The sequence below is a fragment of the Paenibacillus sp. sptzw28 genome (assembly GCF_019550795.1).
Lineage (GTDB): Bacteria > Bacillota > Bacilli > Paenibacillales > Paenibacillaceae > Paenibacillus_Z.
Map to the genome: position 1 here is coordinate 2,631,891 of NZ_CP080545.1, position 20,774 is coordinate 2,652,664.

19 protein-coding genes are annotated in these 20,774 nt (G+C 51.4%); 16 read left to right on the forward strand and 3 right to left on the reverse strand.

All coding sequences use genetic code 11. The features are described 5' to 3' along the window. Window positions 1-39 precede the first annotated feature (39 nt). The 11 genes from KZ483_RS11715 (at window position 40) to queC (ending at window position 9,885) form a co-directional block, all read left to right on the forward strand. On the forward strand, window positions 40-492 hold the full coding sequence (locus KZ483_RS11715; RefSeq protein WP_220352812.1) for a GyrI-like domain-containing protein: 453 nt from the start codon (window positions 40-42) through the stop codon (window positions 490-492). A gap of 45 nt (window positions 493-537) precedes the next feature. Then, window positions 538-1,503, forward strand: coding sequence for a DMT family transporter (locus KZ483_RS11720; protein WP_220352813.1), 966 nt, complete (start codon window positions 538-540; stop codon window positions 1,501-1,503). A gap of 51 nt (window positions 1,504-1,554) precedes the next feature. Further along, window positions 1,555-2,358 (forward strand): PhzF family phenazine biosynthesis protein, encoded by an 804-nt coding sequence (locus tag KZ483_RS11725; protein ID WP_220352814.1) that lies wholly within the window; start codon window positions 1,555-1,557, stop codon window positions 2,356-2,358. A 79-nt stretch (window positions 2,359-2,437) separates the two neighbouring features. Then, window positions 2,438-3,154 carry a metallophosphoesterase family protein gene (locus tag KZ483_RS11730; RefSeq protein ID WP_220352815.1) on the forward strand — a complete coding sequence of 239 codons (717 nt, stop codon included), beginning with the start codon at window positions 2,438-2,440 and terminating at the stop codon, window positions 3,152-3,154. Window positions 3,155-3,352: 198 nt separating this feature from the next. Further along, on the forward strand, window positions 3,353-4,690 hold the full coding sequence (locus tag KZ483_RS11735) for a sensor histidine kinase (RefSeq protein ID WP_220352816.1): 1,338 nt from the start codon (window positions 3,353-3,355) through the stop codon (window positions 4,688-4,690). After that, window positions 4,675-5,394 (forward strand): LytR/AlgR family response regulator transcription factor, encoded by a 720-nt coding sequence (locus tag KZ483_RS11740; RefSeq protein WP_220352817.1) that lies wholly within the window; start codon window positions 4,675-4,677, stop codon window positions 5,392-5,394. Before KZ483_RS11735 ends, KZ483_RS11740 begins: the two co-directional genes overlap by 16 nt. Window positions 5,395-5,532: 138 nt before the next feature. Next, window positions 5,533-6,132 carry a beta-class carbonic anhydrase gene (locus tag KZ483_RS11745; RefSeq protein WP_220352818.1) on the forward strand — a complete coding sequence of 200 codons (600 nt, stop codon included), beginning with the start codon at window positions 5,533-5,535 and terminating at the stop codon, window positions 6,130-6,132. Next, entirely contained in the window at window positions 6,129-7,901 is a 1,773-nt protein-coding gene (locus tag KZ483_RS11750) for a SulP family inorganic anion transporter (RefSeq protein ID WP_220352819.1), read from the forward strand. The genes KZ483_RS11745 and KZ483_RS11750 overlap by 4 nt, the downstream gene beginning before the upstream one ends. 71 nt (window positions 7,902-7,972) lie before the next feature. After that, window positions 7,973-8,455: a 6-carboxytetrahydropterin synthase QueD gene (queD, locus tag KZ483_RS11755; protein WP_220352820.1), complete on the forward strand. Its 483-nt coding sequence runs from the start codon at window positions 7,973-7,975 to the stop codon at window positions 8,453-8,455. Continuing rightward, window positions 8,445-9,161: a 7-carboxy-7-deazaguanine synthase QueE gene (locus KZ483_RS11760; protein ID WP_220352821.1), complete on the forward strand. Its 717-nt coding sequence runs from the start codon at window positions 8,445-8,447 to the stop codon at window positions 9,159-9,161. Before queD ends, KZ483_RS11760 begins: the two co-directional genes overlap by 11 nt. Before the next feature lie 16 nt (window positions 9,162-9,177). Next, window positions 9,178-9,885, forward strand: a complete 708-nt coding sequence (queC, locus tag KZ483_RS11765) for a 7-cyano-7-deazaguanine synthase QueC (RefSeq protein ID WP_220352822.1) — start codon at window positions 9,178-9,180, stop codon at window positions 9,883-9,885. A 74-nt stretch (window positions 9,886-9,959) separates the two neighbouring features. On the opposite strand, the gene KZ483_RS11770 is transcribed toward queC, so the two are convergent. Next, on the reverse strand, window positions 9,960-11,162 hold the full coding sequence (locus KZ483_RS11770; RefSeq protein WP_220352823.1) for a GGDEF domain-containing protein: 1,203 nt from the start codon (window positions 11,160-11,162) through the stop codon (window positions 9,960-9,962). A gap of 151 nt (window positions 11,163-11,313) precedes the next feature. On the opposite strand from KZ483_RS11770, the gene KZ483_RS11775 reads away from it, so the two are divergent. The 4 genes from KZ483_RS11775 (at window position 11,314) to KZ483_RS11790 (ending at window position 17,522) form a co-directional block, all read left to right on the forward strand. Continuing rightward, window positions 11,314-12,456 (forward strand): glycosyltransferase family 4 protein, encoded by a 1,143-nt coding sequence (locus KZ483_RS11775; protein WP_220352824.1) that lies wholly within the window; start codon window positions 11,314-11,316, stop codon window positions 12,454-12,456. Window positions 12,457-12,725: 269 nt separating this feature from the next. Beyond that, a complete protein-coding gene (locus KZ483_RS11780) occupies window positions 12,726-14,060 on the forward strand; it encodes a metallophosphoesterase family protein (protein WP_220352825.1) in 1,335 nt (444 codons plus the stop codon). 1 nt (window position 14,061) lies between these two features. Then, the gene (locus tag KZ483_RS11785; RefSeq protein WP_220352826.1) at window positions 14,062-15,948 is read left to right on the forward strand and encodes an AAA family ATPase; all 1,887 of its coding nucleotides are present in this window, start codon (window positions 14,062-14,064) and stop codon (window positions 15,946-15,948) included. Further along, window positions 15,924-17,522, forward strand: coding sequence for an ATP-binding protein (locus tag KZ483_RS11790; protein ID WP_220352827.1), 1,599 nt, complete (start codon window positions 15,924-15,926; stop codon window positions 17,520-17,522). Before KZ483_RS11785 ends, KZ483_RS11790 begins: the two co-directional genes overlap by 25 nt. Window positions 17,523-17,527: 5 nt before the next feature. On the opposite strand, the gene KZ483_RS11795 is transcribed toward KZ483_RS11790, so the two are convergent. Continuing rightward, window positions 17,528-18,571 carry a YkvI family membrane protein gene (locus KZ483_RS11795; RefSeq protein ID WP_220352828.1) on the reverse strand — a complete coding sequence of 348 codons (1,044 nt, stop codon included), beginning with the start codon at window positions 18,569-18,571 and terminating at the stop codon, window positions 17,528-17,530. A 102-nt stretch (window positions 18,572-18,673) separates the two neighbouring features. Here KZ483_RS11795 and KZ483_RS11800 point away from each other — a divergent pair, with 102 nt between their 5' ends. Beyond that, window positions 18,674-19,966, forward strand: a complete 1,293-nt coding sequence (locus KZ483_RS11800; RefSeq protein WP_220352829.1) for an ArsB/NhaD family transporter — start codon at window positions 18,674-18,676, stop codon at window positions 19,964-19,966. On the opposite strand, the gene KZ483_RS11805 is transcribed toward KZ483_RS11800, so the two are convergent. Further along, window positions 19,940-20,650 (reverse strand): hypothetical protein, encoded by a 711-nt coding sequence (locus KZ483_RS11805; protein ID WP_220352830.1) that lies wholly within the window; start codon window positions 20,648-20,650, stop codon window positions 19,940-19,942. The two genes, KZ483_RS11800 and KZ483_RS11805, sit on opposite strands and share 27 nt — an antisense overlap. Window positions 20,651-20,774 lie beyond the last annotated feature (124 nt).

A 20,774-nucleotide genomic window follows, 5' to 3' on the forward strand; every position in this document is an offset into this window, starting at 1 on the left:
GCCTTTATCTTCACCAATCCAAGTGGGAGGTAATTCGCGATGGACAATTGCACGGTAGTTACTAAACCAGCGTTAAACCTGGTCGGTATCAGTTATTGCGGTCCGTATTCGACGTTTCCGGATGAAGCGATCCTTTTGCATAGCGAGTTTCTCTCTAGAAAACACGAGTTAAACGGAGAAGTGAGATCTACCGCGCTGTACAGTCCTTACTTCGGTAACGAGGTTTTCGCTACCTATTGGGCCAGCTTTGAGATCGCCCGTATGGAGATTATTCCGAAGGGCATGGTTCAGTTTACAATTCCTGAACGGACATATGCCATGATTACATGCACCAATAAACGAATCGGCGAAGGCTACGAAACCTTGTCGGCCTGGATGCAGGAGCAGAAGCTGGTTAAACGGGACAACGCCGTTGCGATCGAAATATTTTATATTGACGAGCATTTGGAGGAGGAACCGGTCGATCTGCTCATTCCGATTGAAGAGCAGTAATGAGCGAGCGGCCTTCCGCGCTAACAGAAGGAGAAACAGACATCAATGACTGCAGCCCGGTTTTTTACGCATCCCCTTGGCATCATCGCGGCTTCCGTGAGCGCGACGCTGCTGTGGGGCAGCGCGTATCCTTTTCTTAAATTAAGCTATGCGGCACTCGATATTAAGGCCGGTGAAACGCTGAAGCTGTTAATGTTTGCGGGCTACAGGTTTACCTTGGCAGGCATTCTTATTTTTGTGTACATGTTCTTCAGGCGTGAAAGTCTGAGTTACCTGCCGGGGAGCTGGAAGATGCTTACTGCCATCGCACTGCTTCAAACGGTGCTGCAGTACACGTTTTTTTATACGGGCATGTCGATGAGCGCAGGTGTGGTGGGTGCAGTGATTGCGGGAACGATTTCGTTCTTTCAAATCGTGCTGGCCCATTTTTTTTATCGTGATGACCGGTTGAACGGATATAAAGGAGTTGGACTTCTTGTTGGTTTTGCAGGCCTGTCGGTGCTTGGCATCTCGAGGGAGGCCGGCAGCGGGTGGGCCTTCTCACCGGGAGAGCTGCTGCTTATGGGTTCGGCACTGTTCAATGCGTGTGCGAATTTGCTCTCGAGGCGGGGTGCGGCGACTTACAGCATCTCCTACCTGAACGGCTATCAAATGATCATAGGCGGAATAATATTGTGCGCGATTCCGGCATGGAAAACCGGACTCGCGCCGTTCGATTTCGATTGGCGCTCGTCTCTTATGCTCCTTCACTTATCCTTCGTATCCGCGGCGGGGTTCATGCTTTGGAATAATGTCATGAAGTATAACCGTGTAGGCAGCGTATCGATGTATCTCTTTCTTATCCCGGTTTTCGGCGTATTGGAATCGGCGATGCTGCTGTCGGAGCCGCTCCATGCGGTAGTGCTGGCAGCATTAACGCTCGTCAGTTTAGGCATTATCATCGTAAACCGAAAAATCGGAGGAAGCCGGTCGGCCGGCGCCCGTGAGTCAGGCGCAACAATTAAATCATAGCAATTCGGGCGCTTACGTCCATATCCCGGCTAATATAGGAGGTTTCAGCCAATGTCCATACCACTTGCCATTATCGATGCTTTTACGTCTGAGAAATTTAAAGGCAATCCGGCCGCGGTCTGTTTGCTTGAGAACGAGCCGGAGGACGGATGGATGCAGCAGGTTGCCGCGGAAATGAACCTTTCAGAAACGGCCTTTCTTGTTCTGAGCAAGAATGGAGGGTACGATCTTCGATGGTTTACGCCTATCTCCGAAGTCGATTTGTGCGGCCATGCGACGCTCGCCAGCGCGCATTATTTGTGGGAGAATGGTCATCTCAAGTACGATGAGCAAGCTGCCTTCCACACCAAGAGCGGGCTGCTGACCGCGGAGCGTTCGAATGATGGAATAACGATGAATTTCCCGTCTGAGCCGGTGGAACAGACGACAGCGCCGGAAGAGCTTGTGGAAGCGCTCGGTCTCATTCCGCGTTTCGTAGGACGGAACCGAATGGATTACCTGGTCGAAGTGGATAGCGAGAATACGGTAAGGACGCTTCGGCCTGATTATACGCTGCTCTCAAAGGTTGATTCGCGCGGCGTGATCGTAACAAGCCGGTCCGACGCCGGTTCGCGTGAGAGCTGCGACTTCGTCTCCCGCGCTTTTTTCCCTGCCGTTGGAATTAACGAAGATCCGGTGACGGGATCAGCCCACTGTGCTCTCGCCCCCTATTGGCAGCGCCGGCTGCACAAGGATGTGCTGAGAGCGTTTCAAGCCTCTGCAAGAGGAGGCACCCTCCTTATTCGCGCCTCTGCCGATCGCGTATACATTACCGGCCAAGCCGTGACAGTCTTAGACGGACGGCTTACGATCTAACGATTATTTTTTCAACGATTGAACTCAGGGCATAGTTGGTGGATCCGGTCACTGTCGTGAGTGAAAGGCGGAATTATTGATGAAACGGAAGCTGGTCATTAGCGATATACATGGATGCTTTAAGGAGTTTGTCAACCTGTTGGAGAAGGTGGAATATAATTCCCTGGAGGATCAACTCCTCATTATCGGCGATTACGTCGATCGCGGCCCTCACAGTAAGGAGGTTGTCGAGCGGCTTATTTCGCTTAGGGACGGGCATGGAGCGATTGTACTGAAAGGGAATCACGATCAGAGACTTGTCGACCTCGTGAGGGACGGAAGCTCGTCCATCACTGAGAAGTTTCTCGCCCATGGAGGAAAGGCGACGGTCTTAAGTTATTTGGACTGCGATTACGACGAGAATGAAGTGGATGCCGCAATGGTTAAGGAAGCGATTGCTGCTATTAACAAACATTATAGACACCATATCGAATTTTTGAACAGCCTTCCCTATTACGAAGAGGATTGCAATCATATTTACGTGCATGCCGGAATAAACCCCGAGTATCCCGACTGGAAGCGGCAGCCAACGCATGATTTTTTGTATTTGAAAGAGCCTTTCCTCAGCAAACCTACGGTAGTGGGTAAAACGGTTATATTCGGACATACGAGAACAAAAGACATTCACGGGGTACCGGATATTTGGTTCGGCAACGGTAAAATCGGGATCGACGGCGGATGCGCCTTTGGTATGCAGCTTAACGCTTTGGAAATCGGTATAGACGGACAATATCGGAGTTACAACATTGGAAAGTAATTTTTTTCTACTCATACATGCGGGCTTTCACGTCAAGTGGAGCCCGCTTTTTTCGTTCAAGCGGGAAAATACTCAAGTGGAATCAGACATAATGTAATGAAAATGTAAGATATTTAGGACTAAAATACCTATTATCATGTGAATTTTTGGTATGTAATGAGTAGTAGGCCATTTTCATGTGCAGTAGGAGGAACCGGATTGACGGCGTTTTTGCTCTCCATACCCGAAGTGTTTGTTTATTTGTTTTTGAGTTTTTCCTTATTTGGCATCGATTGGACCCGATTCAAGAAGCAGATCGTCTGGTTTATTTTTCTTGTCTCTCTATTCACGCATTCAATGCTCATCTTCAAAGTTCCAATTGAATTGTCAGTGATAGCCACCATCGTTTTCAATATGTTCTTATTCAAAAATCTTTTTCCCTTCTCTTGGAGTGTCGCTGCTCTTATGAGCCTCTCCCAGTCGGCCGTTCATACCATGATGGAGAGCATGATGATCCATTTCAGAGATATTACTTCGCCTCATTACCGAGAGGAGTTATTAGAATATTCGATACGAGAACTGTTAATCACGTTAGGCGCAGACTTTTTGCTGTTTGCAATCGGATTTTACTTCTATGTGAAAAAAATTACCTTTCTAAAATGGTTTACAGCCCGTCATACAGAGTACACGAATTACGTAGTCGCGCTCATGATTATGTTCGTCATACAAAATCTGATCAACCTGACCAGCATTCGAAATTCAAATTTAGAAGAACATTTTGACGATTATTTTCTTGTCGTGTCGCTCATTTCGATCGGAATTATGGCAATAACCATATATTTGCTTAATTCATTTGGAAAAAGACTTGAACTTCAAACCACCGAACAAACGGAAGGTGTTTATTTGAAGAATATAGAGGAATTAATTTCCTCGGTCCGTGCTCAGCGGCATGATCACCACAACCATCTGCAGGTTATCTCCGGATTAGTTCATCGGAAGGAATATGAGGAGGTATCCGGGTATCTGAAAGAATTGAATATCGAACTGCAATCCCAGCAGGCAATGCTGCATCTAAATCACGCTCCGGTTGCCGCGCTGTTGCAGGCAAAAAAAGAAATCGCACAGGTTCATCACGTCACGATAAATGTTCAGGCATTTACATCAATCCCCGCCATTGAGATGATCTCTTTCGAATTGGTTCAAATTTTGGGAAATCTGCTTGATAACGCGATCGAGGAGGAAATGAAAGCTCCACCCGGCAGGCGAATCATTCATGTCACGATAGACCGAATGCTTAACTCGTTCCTTGTGTTTCGTATACTTAACCCTAATTCCTGGATTGAGGAAAACAGCACCGATAAAGTGTTTCAGGAAGGCTATACAACTAAGGAAGGTCATCAAGGTCTTGGTCTGCTTACCGTTAAACGTATCGTTTCCAAATACCAGGGACATATCGAAATTGAAAGCGACCGGAGCTGTGGCACAACATTTTCCATTTTTATTCCTTTTTCGGAAAAGAAGAGATTTAAGGAGGAGAAGAAATGTCCTACAACGTAGTGATTGCCGAAGACAACGAGAAAATACGTAAACAATTGGCTGCTTTCCTGGATGAAAACGGATTTAATATCCTCGCCGAAACTGAGTCGGGAAAAGAAACGAAAACGCAGGTCCAAAGCCTGCGGCCCCAAGTTTTGTTTGCGGATATTGATATGCCGGGTGGAGACGGCTACACGGCTGCCAAGGAGCTGCGTTTGCAATTTCCTGAATTGCGTATCGTGTTTATTACAGGCACTTCTGATTTTGCGTCTCTTGCCTATGACATCGAAGCTGTTGATTATGTTGTAAAACCCTTTTCTGAAGAGCGGTTATACCAATGCCTAAAGCTTATTGACAAATCCTTTACTGCCGCGCAAACGCAGTCCCTTCCCCGGTTAAGCATACGAAACCGGAACATCGTGGAAGTCATAGACCAGGAAGAAATCATCTTCGTCAGTGCGCAGAATAAATCTACACAAATTATGTTAGGGAGAAAACCGACGGTAGAAATCAGGACGTTGGAGCCGCTTAAAACTCTCGAAGCAAGACTTGACCCGTCCATTTTTTTGCGTACCCACAAGAGCTACATTATCAATATCAAGCACATCAGCCGCATTGAGCCTTCGGGCCAAACCTATGTGGTGTTTTTTAAAAATACCTCGAAAATGGCCTTTGTAAGCCGGAATCATTTATCCAGCTTATATAAGAGGCTGCAGATCCACTAGGCGTCAGCGATCGATCCGCTCGTCCGCTCAATCCTTTTGTTTATCCGTTACAAGCAGCCAGTCGTCCTGAAACGATAGACAGTGGGTTCAGGGGTTGATAACGTATAAGCGAATAACTATGAATGGGAGGAATTAGGAGTGGATAGAAACAATAGGTTAGATGAAATATTGCAAGTAAATGGTAACTTCATTGACGCCAAAGAGTACGAAAAGTATCAAACTACCAAATTCCCCGACAAAAGGTTAGTCATCCTCTCTTGTATGGATACCCGGCTGGTCGGCCTTCTTGAGCAGGCGATGGGAATCGAACAGGGACAAGCCATTATGATCAAGGTAGCCGGCGGGCAAGTGCGTGATCCCTTCGGCTCCGTCATGCAATCCATTCTTGTCGCGGTTCATATGCTGCAGGCTGATGAAGTCGTAGTAGTCGCACACCATGACTGCGGAATGCAATGTCTGCATCAGGATGCGTTTATAGAAAAGCTTAAGGAGCGCGGGGTTTCCGAACACTCGATACAATTGGCCGAGAGAACCGGAATCAAATTTAACCGGTGGCTGGATAATTTCGATAATGTATATGACAACGTGGTGGCCTCTGCAAATACGATCGCCAATCACCCCCTTTTGGCAGAATGCGGCATTCCTGTGCACGGGCTGGTTATCAACCCCCATAACGGAAAATTGGAACAAGTCGTGAACGGATATCAATATAGGTTTAAGCTGGATGGGGTCTTATGATTAAGTTACTGCTGGGCGACAGGTTCAAAAACTACTCGTACGTTCATCTGCGGAAAGATCTCCTGGCCGGTTTGATTGTGGGAATCATTGCAATTCCGCTCGCTATGGCATTCGCCATCGCCAGCGGAGTGAAACCGGAATATGGCATCTATACGGCGATTATCGCCGGGTTTCTGACCTCATTACTGGGCGGTTCGAGGTTTTCCATCAGCGGGCCGACCGGTGCATTTGTTCCGGTATTATTTGGTATAGTAATGCAATACGGATATGTGAATTTGATCATAGCCGGTTTTATGGCAGGAGTTATGCTTGTCCTTATGGGGCTGCTCAGAATCGGAACGATCATTAAATTCTTTCCTAAACCGGTGACAGTCGGTTTTACGACCGGTATCGCCGTCATCATTTTTTCCGGGCAGATATCGGATTTTTTTGGTCTGGAAGGCGTAAAGAAGCATGAATATTTTCATCAGAATATAGTCGAGATCTTCAGGCATATCGGTACCGTTAACGGGTACAGTCTCCTGACTGCAGGGGTTTGTCTCGGGGTAATTCTTCTATCGATGCGGTTTCTGCCAAAGGTTCCGGGGGCGCTTCTCGGACTTCTCGTTTCCACACTGATCGCAGCATTCTTCTATCCGGAGCAAGTAGCGACTATCGGAAGCAAATTCGGCGGTATCCCGAGTTCATTGCCAACCCTTCAGATTCCGCATTTAACCTTGGACACGATCATTTATTTGATTCCTCCGGCTTTTGTTATTGCGATGCTCGGAGCGATTGAATCGCTGCTTTGCGCAGTGGTTGCAGATGGGATGACGGGAAAGAAGCATAACAGCAATCGCGAGCTGATCGGTCAAGGCATTGCCAATATGATTACACCGCTATTTGGCGGAATTGCAGCAACTGGAGCAATAGCCCGGACGGCCACCAATATTAAGAACGGCGGTGTGTCTCCGGTAGCGGGAATGGTGCACAGCTTGGTCGTGCTGGCGGTGCTTCTGCTGTTCGCACCACTCGCATCAAGCATTCCTATGGCAAGCATGGCGCCGATCTTGATGGTTGTAGCATGGAATATGAGCGAGCGCAAGGAATTTGCGCACATTTTAAAAGTGAAATCTTACGATTCGATAGTATTGGTGCTGACGTTTGTATTGACGGTGCTCGTCGATTTGGTGACCGCAGTTGAATTCGGACTGGCCATTGCTATCATTCTGTTTATCAAGCAAATGATTTCGGTACATGCTGTTGTCAAAGTATCGCCGGATCCGGTAAAAGAGAAGGTTGTACCTGCACGGATTGCTAATGGCAGGGGATGCCCGCAAATCAGCATGCTCACGTTGGAAGGTCCCCTTTTCTTCGCCACGACTCAAGCGATCGAAGAATCGATCGATCACGAATTGAAATCCGGTTCCAAGACAGTGATCCTTCGCATGAGTAAGGTTCCTTACCTGGATACAAGCGGTAATGACATATTGGCCGGGATTACGGAACGGATTAAGAAGAATGGCGGTAAGCTACTGGTAACCGGTATCCGGCAGCAGCCGAAGGACATGATGATCAAATCCGGACTGTATGATAAAATCGGCGCAGGGAATTACTTTGAACATACCGGCCAAGGACTCAATTATGCGTTAAACCGGCTGGATAAGGATCTATGTAAGGGCTGCAGACATTTCGCATTTCGGGAATGCGCGGAGTTATGCCAGCCAATCAACAAAACGAATGCTGACGCACGGAAGAAAGAACCCGTACGCGCTTTAAGTCAAACCTGAATGCCCCTCTCATTGTCGCTGCTTATCTCCCATGCTATAATGGCCTTATTGCATAGGGTGAGGTGTGAAACGTGACGTACGATATTTCGAAACGCATACAACGGTTCGGCGAAGATATTGAAGAACATCAGCTCCGCTATCATAACAAGCGGGTCCTGGTTTCCAAGGAATTTACTTTTGACAGCGCGCACCACCTTCATTTATACGAGGGCAAATGCAAGAGCCTGCACGGACATACGTACAAGCTGCAGACGATTCTCTCCGGCAAAACGGATGCGCGGGGCATTACGATAGATTTTGCCGATATGAAGCGGATCGCCAAGGAGCGGATTCTTGATCAACTCGATCATCGTTATTTGAACGAAGCTTTGCCTCCGATGAACACTTCCGCCGAGAATATGGTCGTATGGATGTACGAACAGCTCGATGCGGCATTGCTTGAGGAGGGCCATTACCCGAATATTCGCATTGAAGAAATTCGTTTGTGGGAAACGCCGACCAGCTATGCGGCAGTCACAAGGTCGATGATGGAGGCGTATGACCATGAAGACTGACAATGAGCGGGAAAGCCGCGATCCGATGTCAATCCGGCTGCCAATGGTGGAGATATTCGAAACGGTCGAGGGCGAAGGCACGCGTGCCGGGTTTCCGACCGTTTTTGTACGTTTATTCGGCTGTAATCTGCGCTGTGTCTGGTGCGATACGAAGTACAGCTATCCGCCTGCGGAAGCGGAGTTTACGATGCAGATCGGAGATATCGTACGGCAGGTGGAAGAACAGTACCGTTCCGAGCATATTTGCCTGACAGGCGGGGAACCGCTTCTATACGGCGAGCGCTCGGCATCGCTTCTGAAGGCGCTCTGTGCGATCGACCGTGTGAAGGATGTGCATGTGGAGACGAACGGAGCGATTGATCTGAAGCCTTTTCTCTCTGAAGTAGAGTCTGAGAAGGCGAGATATATAATGGATTATAAGCTGCCGGATTCCGGTGAGAACGAAGCCATGCTGCATGGCAATTTCGCGCTGCTGCGAGCCCGGGACGAAGTTAAATTCGTCATTGCAAGCGATCGCGACTTCGATGCGGCGGTGGAAACGCTGCGCGCTTATCCGACCGCGGCACTGCCGCTTTTCAGTCCCGTGTGGGAGACGATGCCCCCGGCGCGGCTTGTCGAGAAGATGCTTGCCGGCGGTTTATCAGGAGTAAAGCTGAACATGCAGCTGCATAAAATCATTTGGGACCCGGCGAAGCGCGGTGTATAGGAAAGGAGTTTCATCAATGAACGGTACGACAAAGAAAGCGGTCATTATATTAAGCGGCGGATTAGACAGCACGACATGTATGGGTTATGCGAGGGAAGAAGGGTTCGAGCTGTACCCGATTACCTTCGACTATGGTCAGCGGCACCGGATTGAGCTGAATAACGCGAGAAGCGTAGCGGAGCATTATGGTGTCCTAGACCGGCTAAAGCTGATTGAGCTTGGCTTTTTACGCGACTTCGGAGGCAGCGCGCTTACCGATGATTCTATTGACGTTCCGCTGACTGGCGAATTGCCTGAGGTAGAGCAGGTAGGTGAAATTCCGGTTACTTACGTTCCTGGGAGGAATCTGCTCTTCCTCTCGATCGCTACTTCCTATGCGGAAGCGGTAGGAGCGGAAGCGATTTACATCGGTGTGAACGCACTTGATTACAGCGGATACCCGGACTGCCGTCCGGAGTTCATCGCCAAAGTCGAAGAGGTGATTGCGACCGCAACGAAGGTCGGGGTTGAAGGGAAGCCGATTACTATTGAGACTCCGCTCATAAGATTAACGAAGGCGGATATTATCCGCGAGGGGACGAGAATGAAAGTACCTTACCGCCTGACAACCTCTTGTTATAACGGCGAAGCTGAAGCCTGCGGAGAATGCGACAGCTGCCGCTTGCGGCTTAAAGGATTTGCCGAGGCGGGTCTGGAAGATCCGATTGCTTATAAGAGAAAATAATATAAAGCTGCTCTCCCGTATTTAGTTCCGGCGGTGAGCAGCTTTTTTTAATGGAAGGAACGATAATCGAATATCTAGGACTGTATATTCTTTTTAGAGGAGCCGTCGCCACCGCGTGAGCGGCTGCGCTGCATGGATTGATGCAGGGTCACTTTATTTTTTCCGGATATTTTGGATTGGTACATGGCTTCGTCAGCTTGTTTGACGACCTCCTCGACTCCCGACCCTTCTCTTGAAATGCTTACGCCGACGCTGATCGTTACAGGGCTCTCCTTCTCTACGCGGCTTCGTATCGTTTCGGCCACTTCCTCGGCCTTCACCCCGGGAGCGGCCACAAGCCCGAGAAGCTCTTCGCCTCCGTAACGTCCGGCACTGCCAATACCGGAGGTTTCTTCTCTAATGATATCGGCAATCTGCTTAAGCACGCCGTCAGCTTTATGGTGGCCCTGTGTATCGTTAAGCTTCTTGAAATTATCGATATCGCAGAAGATAATCGCAATTCGTTTCGTTTCCCGAAGCATTTGCTCGGCTTTCTTATTGAAATAACGGCGGTTATATAAGCTCGTCAGCCCGTCCGTGATAGACGATTGGAACGTCATCAGCAGCCGCTCCAGCACCCAGTCGAACAGGAGCAGGAATAACAGCGTATAATAGATGACAGGCAGCAGATTGCCCAAGATAACAAGCATCGGGACGCTGTTGTGAAAGACATAATTATCGGCAAGGTCGGAGAGCTGATATAAAAAATAAACGATCAGGCTCGCAGAGTAACTCAGGCGCTGCTGAATGCCGCGGGAATTAAGCAGGATAGCCAAATTCAGCACCAGCCCGTAGAAATCCAAAGCGAGAATCGGCAGCCCGTTCTCATCCACGGCATGGTTCATCATGTCCGGCGTCAGTGTAATCTGTCCCGCCGTAACGGCGATAAGTCCGGCAATCATGAACAGAAACGGCATGCCTTTGAGCCGGGATGACGGCTGAGTATACAATTTCATGAAAACAAAGTTTATAATAATAAATGAAAGAAGTCCCGTTACCGGATAAGTCAAATGCAAATATGGCGATCGCGATAATCCCGGGAAGGAGAGACTGACAAGCGCCGCTTGTTGTAAAATGACGATAGGGAGCGCGATTATAAGTAAGCGGTGCGTTTTGTTTCTTCGGTAGCTTTTATACAGCCGGATGGAAACAAACAGCATAAGGACGAGAATCGTCATCACGCAAGCGGAAGCGAAAGTTTGCCCGGTTGAGCCGGCGAGCCATTGGATTATCGTCATGTTTTAACCACCTGGATGAGAGTGTCATTTTACTTGGTAAGGTTTCAATGCCTCTAGAGAGCAGCTTTACAGAAACATACGTTCTAGTATATCATGTTTTTGGCAGGTCGAAAAGAAGAGTCAGAAGCGTGTTTGCCGAGGAGGGCAGGACATGAATATATTGCAAGCTTTGTTTTTTCCGCCGGAACAGCCGGGCGGGGTGTCCTCTATGATTCCTTATGTACAGGAGAGATTTAATAGAATCGGTTGGCACATGGAACTATTTTCCTTGCCCAAGCGTGTCCGGGGAAAAGGTCAGGAAGAGGTGACCTTTGACACATTTGACGTTCGGTTATATGAAGGAAACCCGGTTGTCGATAAATATTTGCAAACATATCGCGATTATGTGTGGTGGACAAAGCTGCGTATCAACAAAACGTACGATCTGATTCACGCGCACCACCCGATCGCAGCGCTTGTTATGAAGCGGCTTTATCCGGATACCCCGCTTATTATGACCATTCATTCAAGCTATGAGCGGGAGCTCATGCTGAATGGCAGAATTGCCGAAGACGGGCTCGAGCACCGCTTCCTTACGTCTGTATATGGCGAGCTGGAAGCCAAAGCGGACCGTCTCTTGACGGTCTCGGAGTCCTTTCGGCAGTATATGAGCCCTTATGTGAAGAAGGCAGACGCGATTCAGGTAATCCCGAACGGGTTCGATGAGAAACGCTTCAAGCCCATCTCGCATGAGAATGAAGTTGTACAGCTGATCACCGTTTGCCGCCTTGTCCCAGCGAAAGGGCTTGATATACTGCTGCATGCATGTGCGGAATTAAATGCGCGCGGCCATACGTTCGTGCTTCATATCATCGGAGACGGACCGATTCGTCAGGAGCTTGAGCAGCTTGCGCTTCAGTTGAACTTATATGATGATATCATTTTCTACGGTTACATGCTCCATCCCGAGGAATTTATGCCGTTCTTCGATGTATTCGTACTGCCGTCGCGTGCCGAGGCGTTCGGATCGGTGTTTGCCGAAGCGGCCTTATGCTGGCTTGCATTAGTCGGAACGAATGTCGGCGGTATCGCGGAGCAGATCGATGACGGAGTTAACGGTTTGTTGGTGCCTTCGGAGGATCCGGCGGCGCTATGCGACGCTTTGGAGAAAGTTGTAACGGATCCGAGCTTCCGGTACAATCTCGCACGGGCTGCATGGAATAAGGCAAAGAAAGTATATTCTCTGCAGCGGGTTATCGCTCAGCTGAAGCAGGTTTATACCGAAACTAATCCGGCAGCGCAGGAGTCGCCGTGAAGAATGCTTCAGAAATGCCGGTATTTTTCTTGCGAAAAATTATGGTTATGCTTCCGAGGTGAGTTATTCGTTAATTCGGAGAAGCTTACCGGAGAAGATCACGAATAACTCAGCATTGGCTTTCGAAGTATTTTTCTGGCGAAAAATTATGGTTATGCTTCCGAGGTGAGTTATTCGTTAATTCGGAGAAGCTTACCGGAGAAGATCACGAATAACTCAGCATTGGCTTTCGAAGTATTTTTCTGGCGAAAAATTTTAGGAGGAAAAAAATGAGCGTCCCGTTTCGCTTTATTCATGCAGCGGATCTGCATGTAGACAGTCCGTTCCGGGGGCTTACGGATACGCCTGCATATGTGCGAGATGCGCTTATGTCTTCGACCTTTGACGCGGTCAGCCGGCTGGTGGAAACCGCTATTAACATGAAAGTGGATTTTGTCGTTATTGCCGGAGATTTATATGATTCCTCCGACCGGTCGCTGCGCGCTCAGCTTGCGCTGCAGCGGGAATGGCAGCAGCTGCACGCCCATGGTGTGCAGTTGTTTGTTATTCACGGCAATCACGATCATTTATCAGGGAGCCGGGCGAATTTGTCGTGGCCGGAGTCCGTGGTTACTTTTGGCGCTGAGCAGGTAGAAAGTATGCCCGCTTACCGGAGAGACGGCGAGCTTGCGGCTTACGTTTACGGACTATCTTACGGCGCGCGTGCGATAACGGACAATATAGCGGCCAAATATAAACCGAAACCGGACGGGCCATACCATATTGCGCTGCTTCACGCAAATGTGGACGGAGACCCCTCATACGACCCGTACGCTCCATGCACGCTGACGGAGCTGGCCTCAGCAGGGTTTGATTATTGGGCGCTTGGACATATCCACAACCGGACTGTACTGCATACATATCCGCATGTGGTCTATCCGGGCAATACTCAGGGCAGACATTCACGCGAAACCGGCGCGAAGGGCTGCTATGTGGTTGACGTAAAACCGTCCAAGGCAACTGAGCTTACCTTTGTTCCCCTTGATACAGTAAGGTGGGAAGCAGCGGACGTCCCTATCGGAGGTCTTGAGTCCGAGCAGGAGCTGATCGATTCGATGGAAGCGGCGGCGCTGGCTGTACTCTCGGGCACCAGCGGCAGACCGGCGATGGTGAAAATACGGCTGGAAGGCAGAGGCCGGCTGCACGGCAAGCTTACGGATGCCGCAGTTGTCCGGGAGCTGCTGGAAGGCGTGCGGGAACGGCTCAATCACGTTTCTTGGCGCGCCGAGTCGGAAGGGCGTCAGTGGTGCTGGATTTATGCGGTTGAAACGATGACAGGCGCCGAGCTTGATCTGCGCATGATTGCCTCTGAGGACAGCTTCTCGGGCGAGCTTATCCGCGGCAGCGAAATTATGGAAAGCGACGAGTCGCTGCGGCTGCAATTGATGGAGGAAGCGATGGCGCCTCTTCTGACAAATCCGCGCATGCGGAGCATAATTAAATTACATATGGACCAGTACTCGCTGTCCTGGCTTGAGCAGGCGCGGGAGCTCGCCGCCGGTCTGCTGACGGAAGAGATGGAAATATCCGCCGGCAAACAGAATACCGGAGAGGGAGAGACATAACGTGAGATTGATTGGGCTGCATGTGGACGGCTTCGGCAAGCTGAGTGATTTTCGGTGCAGCTTTGATGCGCCGATTACTGTCATTTACGGTCGGAATGAGGCTGGAAAAAGCACGACTTTAAGCTTTATACGAACTATGCTGTACGGTTTTGCGACCCGGGCCAATCCTTCGGAGCGGCTGGAGCCTGCTGCAAGCGGACGACACGGCGGGCGGTTGTTCTTTCGCGGCTCTGAAGGCGAATCGTATGTACTGGAACGTTATGCAAACGCGCCGGGTAGGGTGATCGTGCGTCCATTTTTCGGAGCCCATGAGGCAGCTGGAACCGATAGCCGGCTTGAATACTCGTCCTCGACAGAGACGCTTCCACAGACGGCCTGGGAACAAAGATTTCTTGGAGGCGTGAGCGAGAGGGTGTTTCGGCAGCTTTTTGCAATTACGCTTACCGAGCTGCAGGCGATCGGAATGCTGGAAGGGGATGAGCTGGGTAAACAGCTTTACCACGCCGGATGGGGCGGAGGCGCGGCAATCGCCAGGACGGAGAAGCAGCTAGGGAGCAGCCTTGACGATCTGTTTCGGCCGAGGGGGAGCAACCAGCAAATTAACCGGCTGCTTAAATCTCTCGAGAAAACGGAGACGGAGCTGCGCGGACTGGAAGACGGAATCAGTAAATACAATGAACTGACTCAGGCGCTCTCAGCTACCGAATCTCAGCTGCAGGAGGCGGAAGGGCGGCTTCCCGGGCTTCGCGAGAGTGCGATGCTGCTTGCACGCGCCTGTGACAATTGGCCGCTTTGGGTTGAGCGGCTTGCTATGATGAAGGAGAAAGAAACCCTTGCAATGGCGGCACGGCTTCCGGCGGATATTCGTGTGAGATGGGACCTGCACACTGCTGATCGGGAGAGGCTGCAGGGAGAGCTTCAAGGCTTACGGCTGTCGATAGAAAGCATCGAACGGGAAATCGCCTTACTTTCTTATGATGATAAGGTTATAGCGCGTGCCGATGAAATTGAAACGCTTCTAATGTCCGTTGATCGGATAAGCTCTATTCGGCTTGAACGCAAGGAAATGGAGGCTGAGCTTCGCGAGCACAACGATGCCCTTGCACGTCTGACGATGCGCATTTCGCCGGATTGGACGGAAGAGCAGCTTCGCTCGCTGCGTGTAACCGTTGCCGATCGCGAAACGGTTCGAGAGACAAGGGCTGCAATGCTGGAGGCGGACAGAGGGCTTGAACGCGCTGAAGCGGAGCTTCGCAAGGTTCGCGAGCAGGCAAGCGAGACGGCGGCGCAGATTGCGGAGCTTGAGGCCGCAGCCGGAACGGTCGACAGCCGTTGGAATGGTGATGAGTCGGTGCGGCCGGCTAGCGCGCAAGAAGACGACCGCCGAGCGGCGGCGGAACGGCTGGAGCTGCTGCCGGAGACGCCTGAGGCGCTGCGGCTCGCCGCGCGGGCATTCGAGGACGCCTGGCGGGAGCTTGAGCTTGAGCGGCTGCGTACCGAGCGCGATACGCCGCCGCAGACGGCAGTTGTCGATAGCGGCTCAGAGTCGGCGAACCGACGAGGCCGCGCCGCGCTGTGGTTGGCCGCGGGAGCAATGGCCGCGGCAGCGGTATTGCTTGGCGCGGCCGGCTGGCGCACTGCAGCGGTCGCTGCCGGCGCAGCCGCAGCGGCGCTAGCCGCGCCGGCGCTGCTGTCGCGCCTGCGCCGGCGCGCAGCGCGACCGGCTGCGCCGGGGCCGGCGGCGCAATCGCCGGCCGGCGCGGCCAGCCGCCGCGCAGCGCAGCCGGCGCTGAAGCGGCCGCAGCCGCGGCAGCGCGGCTTGCCGCCGCCGAGCGCCGCGTCGCGGCTGCGCTTAGCGCGCTTGTGCGCGAGCCGGAGGCGGCGCTAGCCGCGCTGCTCGCGGCCAACCCTGCGGCGGGCCCAGGGCTGCTTGACGCGCCGGGCAGCCGCTCAGGCCGCCCGGCGGTATTCCACCCGGAGGGCGGGAGCAAAGCTCACGCCGCACAGCAGGCAGCCATGCAAGCATATATGCAAGAAGCGGCGGCCACCTCGTCGGCCGACAGAAAGCCGGCTTTCATCCACTGGCTTCGCGCTTTAATTGACGCACGTCTTGACGAGCTGCTTTTCAGCGAACACCGGCTGAATGCAAGACAGGAGCTTTCACGCAGGCTTATGCGATTTCGCTCATTGGAAGCCGAGCGGCAAGCAGCGGCAGCGGAAGCAGCCGGGCGGGCCGATGCTGTCGCGGTGAGGTGGCGCGGCTGGCTTGCCGACAGAGCTCTGCCGACCTCGCTATCGCCCGAGGCGGCGATGGAGACGTTCGATCTGGCCGAGCAAGGTATGATGCGACTGCAGGCTCGCGATCGCATAGCGGAGAAATCCGCAGTTCTCGGCAGCGAGGTAGGCTTGTTCGAAACTGCGGTCAAATCGCTTCATGCTTCTTTTCCGGCCGCTCACGGCGGCAGCGGCAGCGGCGATATGGCGGTTGCACTTAAGCTGTTTAAAGCCGAATTGCTAAAGCATACAGCGGCCCGCAGCCGATCGGAAGAGCTGAATGAAAAGCTTGCTCAATTAAACCTGCAGGCGCTGACGCAGGAAGCCGCGCTTGATCGTCTATACAGCCGTCAGCAGCAGTGGTTTGATATAGTGGAGGCGGAGGGCGAGACGCGATGGCTTGAAGCGATAGAACAGTCGGAGCGCCTCTGCCTCATCGATTCCAAATTGTATAAGCTTGATGCCCAGCTGACAGCCGGAGTATCCGCCCTGCAAAGAGAACGGATCACGCAGTGGTATGAAGAGTTCGACGCACATCAACTGGAGCTGATGAAGTCGGAAGCGGAAATAGCTTATTCGGCAGAGGAGGAACGAAGAAGCGTCCTCCTTGAGCAGAGCGGAAGACAGCGGCAAAGGCTTGAGCAGCTGATGCGCGATAACGACAGGCGGAGACTCATCGGCGAGCGGGAACAAACAACGGCGGCGCTTGAGCAGCTCATGCACCGATATGCGGTAATGTCGGTTGCAATGACTATGATCAAAAGAACGAAACGGATTATGGAAGAACAACGGCAGCCGGCGGTGCTGCGGGAAGCGTCGCGTTATTTGAATTCTATTTCCGGAGGTAAATACATCCGAATTTCCGTGCAGCATGGCGAACAACGGATTCGTCTTGAAACGGCGGACGGCCAGAGTGTCGACAGCATCTTTCTAAGCCGCGGAACGGCAGAGCAGCTGTACCTCTCCATGCGGTTCGCCTTGGCGGATGAAGCGGCGGCAACGGCGGATTTGCCGATGATTCTCGATGACCTGTTTGTCAACTTCGACCGCCCCCGCCTGGAAGGGGCCATTCATGTTCTGAAGGAGCTCTCGTCACGCAGACAGCTTGTACTGCTCACCTGCCACGATCATGTGTGCGACCTGCTGGCGGAGAAGCTGCCGGGTGCCGAGCTTGTCCGGCTGTCTTAAATGGTTTATTGCTGCCCGATCGGCGGCCTCTTTTGCATCAGAAGCACAAGCCAGCCGAGACTGAACAGTCCGAACAGGGGGTACAGCGTTGACAACAGCGGCCCAAACCCGATTTGGCTGGCAAGGTAACAAACCGCAAGCACGGCGAGCGTGATCAGCGTCCGCGACACTTTCAACCGTTCCTGAAGCTGCAGTGTCAAGCCGTAAATGTCGGCGACCAGCGTCGTGAAGATTTCGGAGAAAATTAGGAAAACGTAAATCAATTGAACTCCTTGGCCAAGCTCTCGGGCGATGCCGCCCATTGGAATCGCAAATTGCTGTATGCCCGGCATATAGAGCGACAATGCGATATGTCCGACAAGAAGCATAAATCCGATTCCGATGCCGCCAACCCAGGCTCCGGCGACAATTATTTTGCGGTCGCGGATTTCCGCTCCCAGAGGCACAAGCACGGCCTGCGACATGGACAGATTGAAGGCCGCGTACAGGAATGGCGATGCCCAGGCGGCGAAAGGGGAATATTCGCTTGTGAGCAGCATCCACCTGTTTGAGCCCGGCGTATTTATCGTATCCATAATAATAATGACCGTGAACAAAAGCATCACCGGCACGACAATCGAATTGATGGTCAATATCGCACTCATCCCTTTACGCACCAGGAAGAAGCAGCCGACCAGTGTAATCAATAGGCCCGACTGATACGATATGTTCCAGTTCTCGTTGAAAATCGATCCCGCGCCGGCAAGCATAACGGCATTCACGCCGAAGAGGACAATAATCATAAAATGGCTGACCCAGCGACCGAAGCGCTCACCGAACAGCGCTTTGTTTACATCTTCATACGATTTGGCGGAAATATCGCTTGCGATGAGCATCATTTTCGCACCGAGCCAAACAAACAGTACGGTTGACAGGACAATGGTGAGGGCCCCCCAGTATCCGAAACGGGTGAAAAACTGCAAAATCTCTTGTCCTGTCGCAAAACCGGCCCCGACGACGGTGCCCATATAAGTAAATGCGACTTGAAGAACTTTACCGAATCTTTTCATGAGGGCGTCAAACCTGCCTTTCGTTCGCACTTAATAGTACTAAGGTATGTGCGAAGATGGACAGGCATGACAACATAGACAGAAAGCGGTTGATTCGAACTCATGGCGATTTATATTACGCTTGGCGTTTTCTCGGTGTCGCTTGCTTTAATAGTATGGAAGCCCAAAGGCATTCACGAAGCGATTACCGCTCTGGCCGGTGCCTTACTGTTATTTGCCGCCCGGCTGCTCACACCTGAAGACGCGGCTTACATATGGGGTTTCGTTTGGAATGCCACCTTCTCGTTGATCGGCATTATGCTGTTTACCTCGCTGCTTGACCGTAACGGTTTTTTTCGCTGGGCGGCGCTGCATATAGTTAACCGGTTCCACCACAAGCAGGTGAGGCTTCTTATAGGACTTTTATTGTTAACGGCCTGTACCACCATTTTCTTTAACAACGATGGTACAATTCTTATTATGATTCCGATCGTGCTGGAAGTGACGGCGCTGCTCCAGCTTTCCCGTACAGCGAAAATCGCTTTTCTTCTGGGTATCGGGCTTATGGCGGACACGGCAAGCGCGCCGCTGATGATGAGCAATTTAACAAACATTATTACGGCGGAATTCTTTCATATTTCATTCGGAGAGTACGCGCGTCACATGCTCATACCCGGCATGACCGCCATTGCGGCGACCATAGCAGTGACGGTCATGTTTTTCGGAAGAAGAATTCGTGCGGAGGAGAGGCGGGATGCAGCGCCACAAACATTTCCGGATGGGGCGTCGGCAATCGTAGACCGCCGTTTGTTCAAGATTTCGTGGATGATTATCGGGATGATGATGGCGGGATATTTATTCTCGAGTAAAGTGCATATTCCGGTTTCCGCTATAGCGCTGGCATCGGCAGCCGTTCAGTGGGCGGCAAGCGCCTGGGCGGGACAGACGGATTTCCGCAAGACCGCTGCCAGGGCTCCTTGGCTGATTATCGTATTCGCGCTTTCGATGAAATTAATTGTTTACAGTATGTACATTCACGGTGCGGTCGACTGGTTTCCGCGCGTTCTGGAATCGGTGGTGTCGCATGGTCAGCTTGCCGGTATTCTCGGTTCAGGAATATTATTCTCGTTATTGGCTGCCGGAGTCAATAATTTACCTGCTGTGCTCGTCTCGTCTCTTGCGATTGAGCAGATTCACGGACAGGCGTATTTACCGTTTGCCAGTCTTCTAGGAACGTCCGTCGGAGCCAAACTGTCGCCGATCGGGTCGCTTGCTACGCTGCTATGGCTACAGCTTCTGTACAGGGGTGGAATAACAATGACATGGCGTGAATATATGAAGTACGGGCTGCTATTTACGTTTCCCATCTTGGCTTGCGCTCTTGTCGCTTTATGGCTGATCGGAATTCAAGAATAATTTTATCGAGACAATTGTATTATCATCGGGGTCCAGATCAAGCTTGAGAAGTGCTCCCGATGCATTGTATGCGAGCAGGCTGGCGGTATGGGTATCCGGCTTTCCGAGTAATTTGACGGCTGAGTTCACATCTTGCCCTACGCGCAATCCGTTCAAGCCGGTCATCGCGCCGCTATCGAAGACCTCGACGAACTTCACTTTCTTGTTTTGCCCAAGTCCCACGGAAAATCCGCTGTACTCATTCACGATCAGCGTTTCATCTTCATCCTCGAACGAGTAGCTGTCGATTGGTTTCCCAAGTTTCTCTGCAAGGCCCGATTGCGCGTCGCCGATGGATATGCCGTGAAGCTTTGGCGCCTCCGGGTTCCATTTCTTTTCTTCTTTCTGGGAAGCTTTACCCGGAGAAGACTCCATTTTGGCGTCTGCGATACCGGTTTTTTCTTCATTGGCAATTGCGTTGACGACGGGAATGTCACCTGTGTTCTTGTTGTTATTGAAGGTTTGCTGAGGACTTTCGGCTCGGTTGCCGGAATCGCTGTCTGCTTGTCCCGGCTGTGAATTGCCGCTGACGGTTACCGAAGACGGAGTATGGGCCTCAATCTGGCAACCGGCTATAATAACGGATAACAAAGCGATGGCAGCCCAGCGGGCAGCCAGACGGCTGTTGGAGTAAGATTGCGACATAAACACACCTCCTGCGGAGTGATGCCAAAGTGGCCCTTGGGCATCCAATATACAATTAGACGCAAAGGATGGTAAAAAGTTGCAGTTTAAGTTAAATTTCGTTTCATTTTTTGGGTCAGGTTGC

What these genes read in the sequence shown, in the direction of transcription:
- KZ483_RS11715 (WP_220352812.1), top strand. Translation starts at nt 40, where the DNA reads ATGGACAATTGCACGGTAGTTACTAAACCAGCGTTAAACCTGGTCGGT.
- KZ483_RS11720 (WP_220352813.1), top strand. Translation starts at nt 538, where the DNA reads ATGACTGCAGCCCGGTTTTTTACGCATCCCCTTGGCATCATCGCGGCT.
- KZ483_RS11725 (WP_220352814.1), top strand. Translation starts at nt 1,555, where the DNA reads ATGTCCATACCACTTGCCATTATCGATGCTTTTACGTCTGAGAAATTT.
- KZ483_RS11730 (WP_220352815.1), top strand. Translation starts at nt 2,438, where the DNA reads ATGAAACGGAAGCTGGTCATTAGCGATATACATGGATGCTTTAAGGAG.
- KZ483_RS11740 (WP_220352817.1), top strand. Translation starts at nt 4,675, where the DNA reads ATGTCCTACAACGTAGTGATTGCCGAAGACAACGAGAAAATACGTAAA.
- KZ483_RS11750 (WP_220352819.1), top strand. Translation starts at nt 6,129, where the DNA reads ATGATTAAGTTACTGCTGGGCGACAGGTTCAAAAACTACTCGTACGTT.
- KZ483_RS11760 (WP_220352821.1), top strand. Translation starts at nt 8,445, where the DNA reads ATGAAGACTGACAATGAGCGGGAAAGCCGCGATCCGATGTCAATCCGG.
- queC (WP_220352822.1), top strand. Translation starts at nt 9,178, where the DNA reads ATGAACGGTACGACAAAGAAAGCGGTCATTATATTAAGCGGCGGATTA.
- KZ483_RS11770 (WP_220352823.1), bottom strand. Translation starts at nt 11,162, where the DNA reads ATGACGATAATCCAATGGCTCGCCGGCTCAACCGGGCAAACTTTCGCT.
- KZ483_RS11775 (WP_220352824.1), top strand. Translation starts at nt 11,314, where the DNA reads ATGAATATATTGCAAGCTTTGTTTTTTCCGCCGGAACAGCCGGGCGGG.
- KZ483_RS11780 (WP_220352825.1), top strand. Translation starts at nt 12,726, where the DNA reads ATGAGCGTCCCGTTTCGCTTTATTCATGCAGCGGATCTGCATGTAGAC.
- KZ483_RS11795 (WP_220352828.1), bottom strand. Translation starts at nt 18,571, where the DNA reads ATGAAAAGATTCGGTAAAGTTCTTCAAGTCGCATTTACTTATATGGGC.
- KZ483_RS11800 (WP_220352829.1), top strand. Translation starts at nt 18,674, where the DNA reads ATGGCGATTTATATTACGCTTGGCGTTTTCTCGGTGTCGCTTGCTTTA.
- KZ483_RS11805 (WP_220352830.1), bottom strand. Translation starts at nt 20,650, where the DNA reads ATGTCGCAATCTTACTCCAACAGCCGTCTGGCTGCCCGCTGGGCTGCC.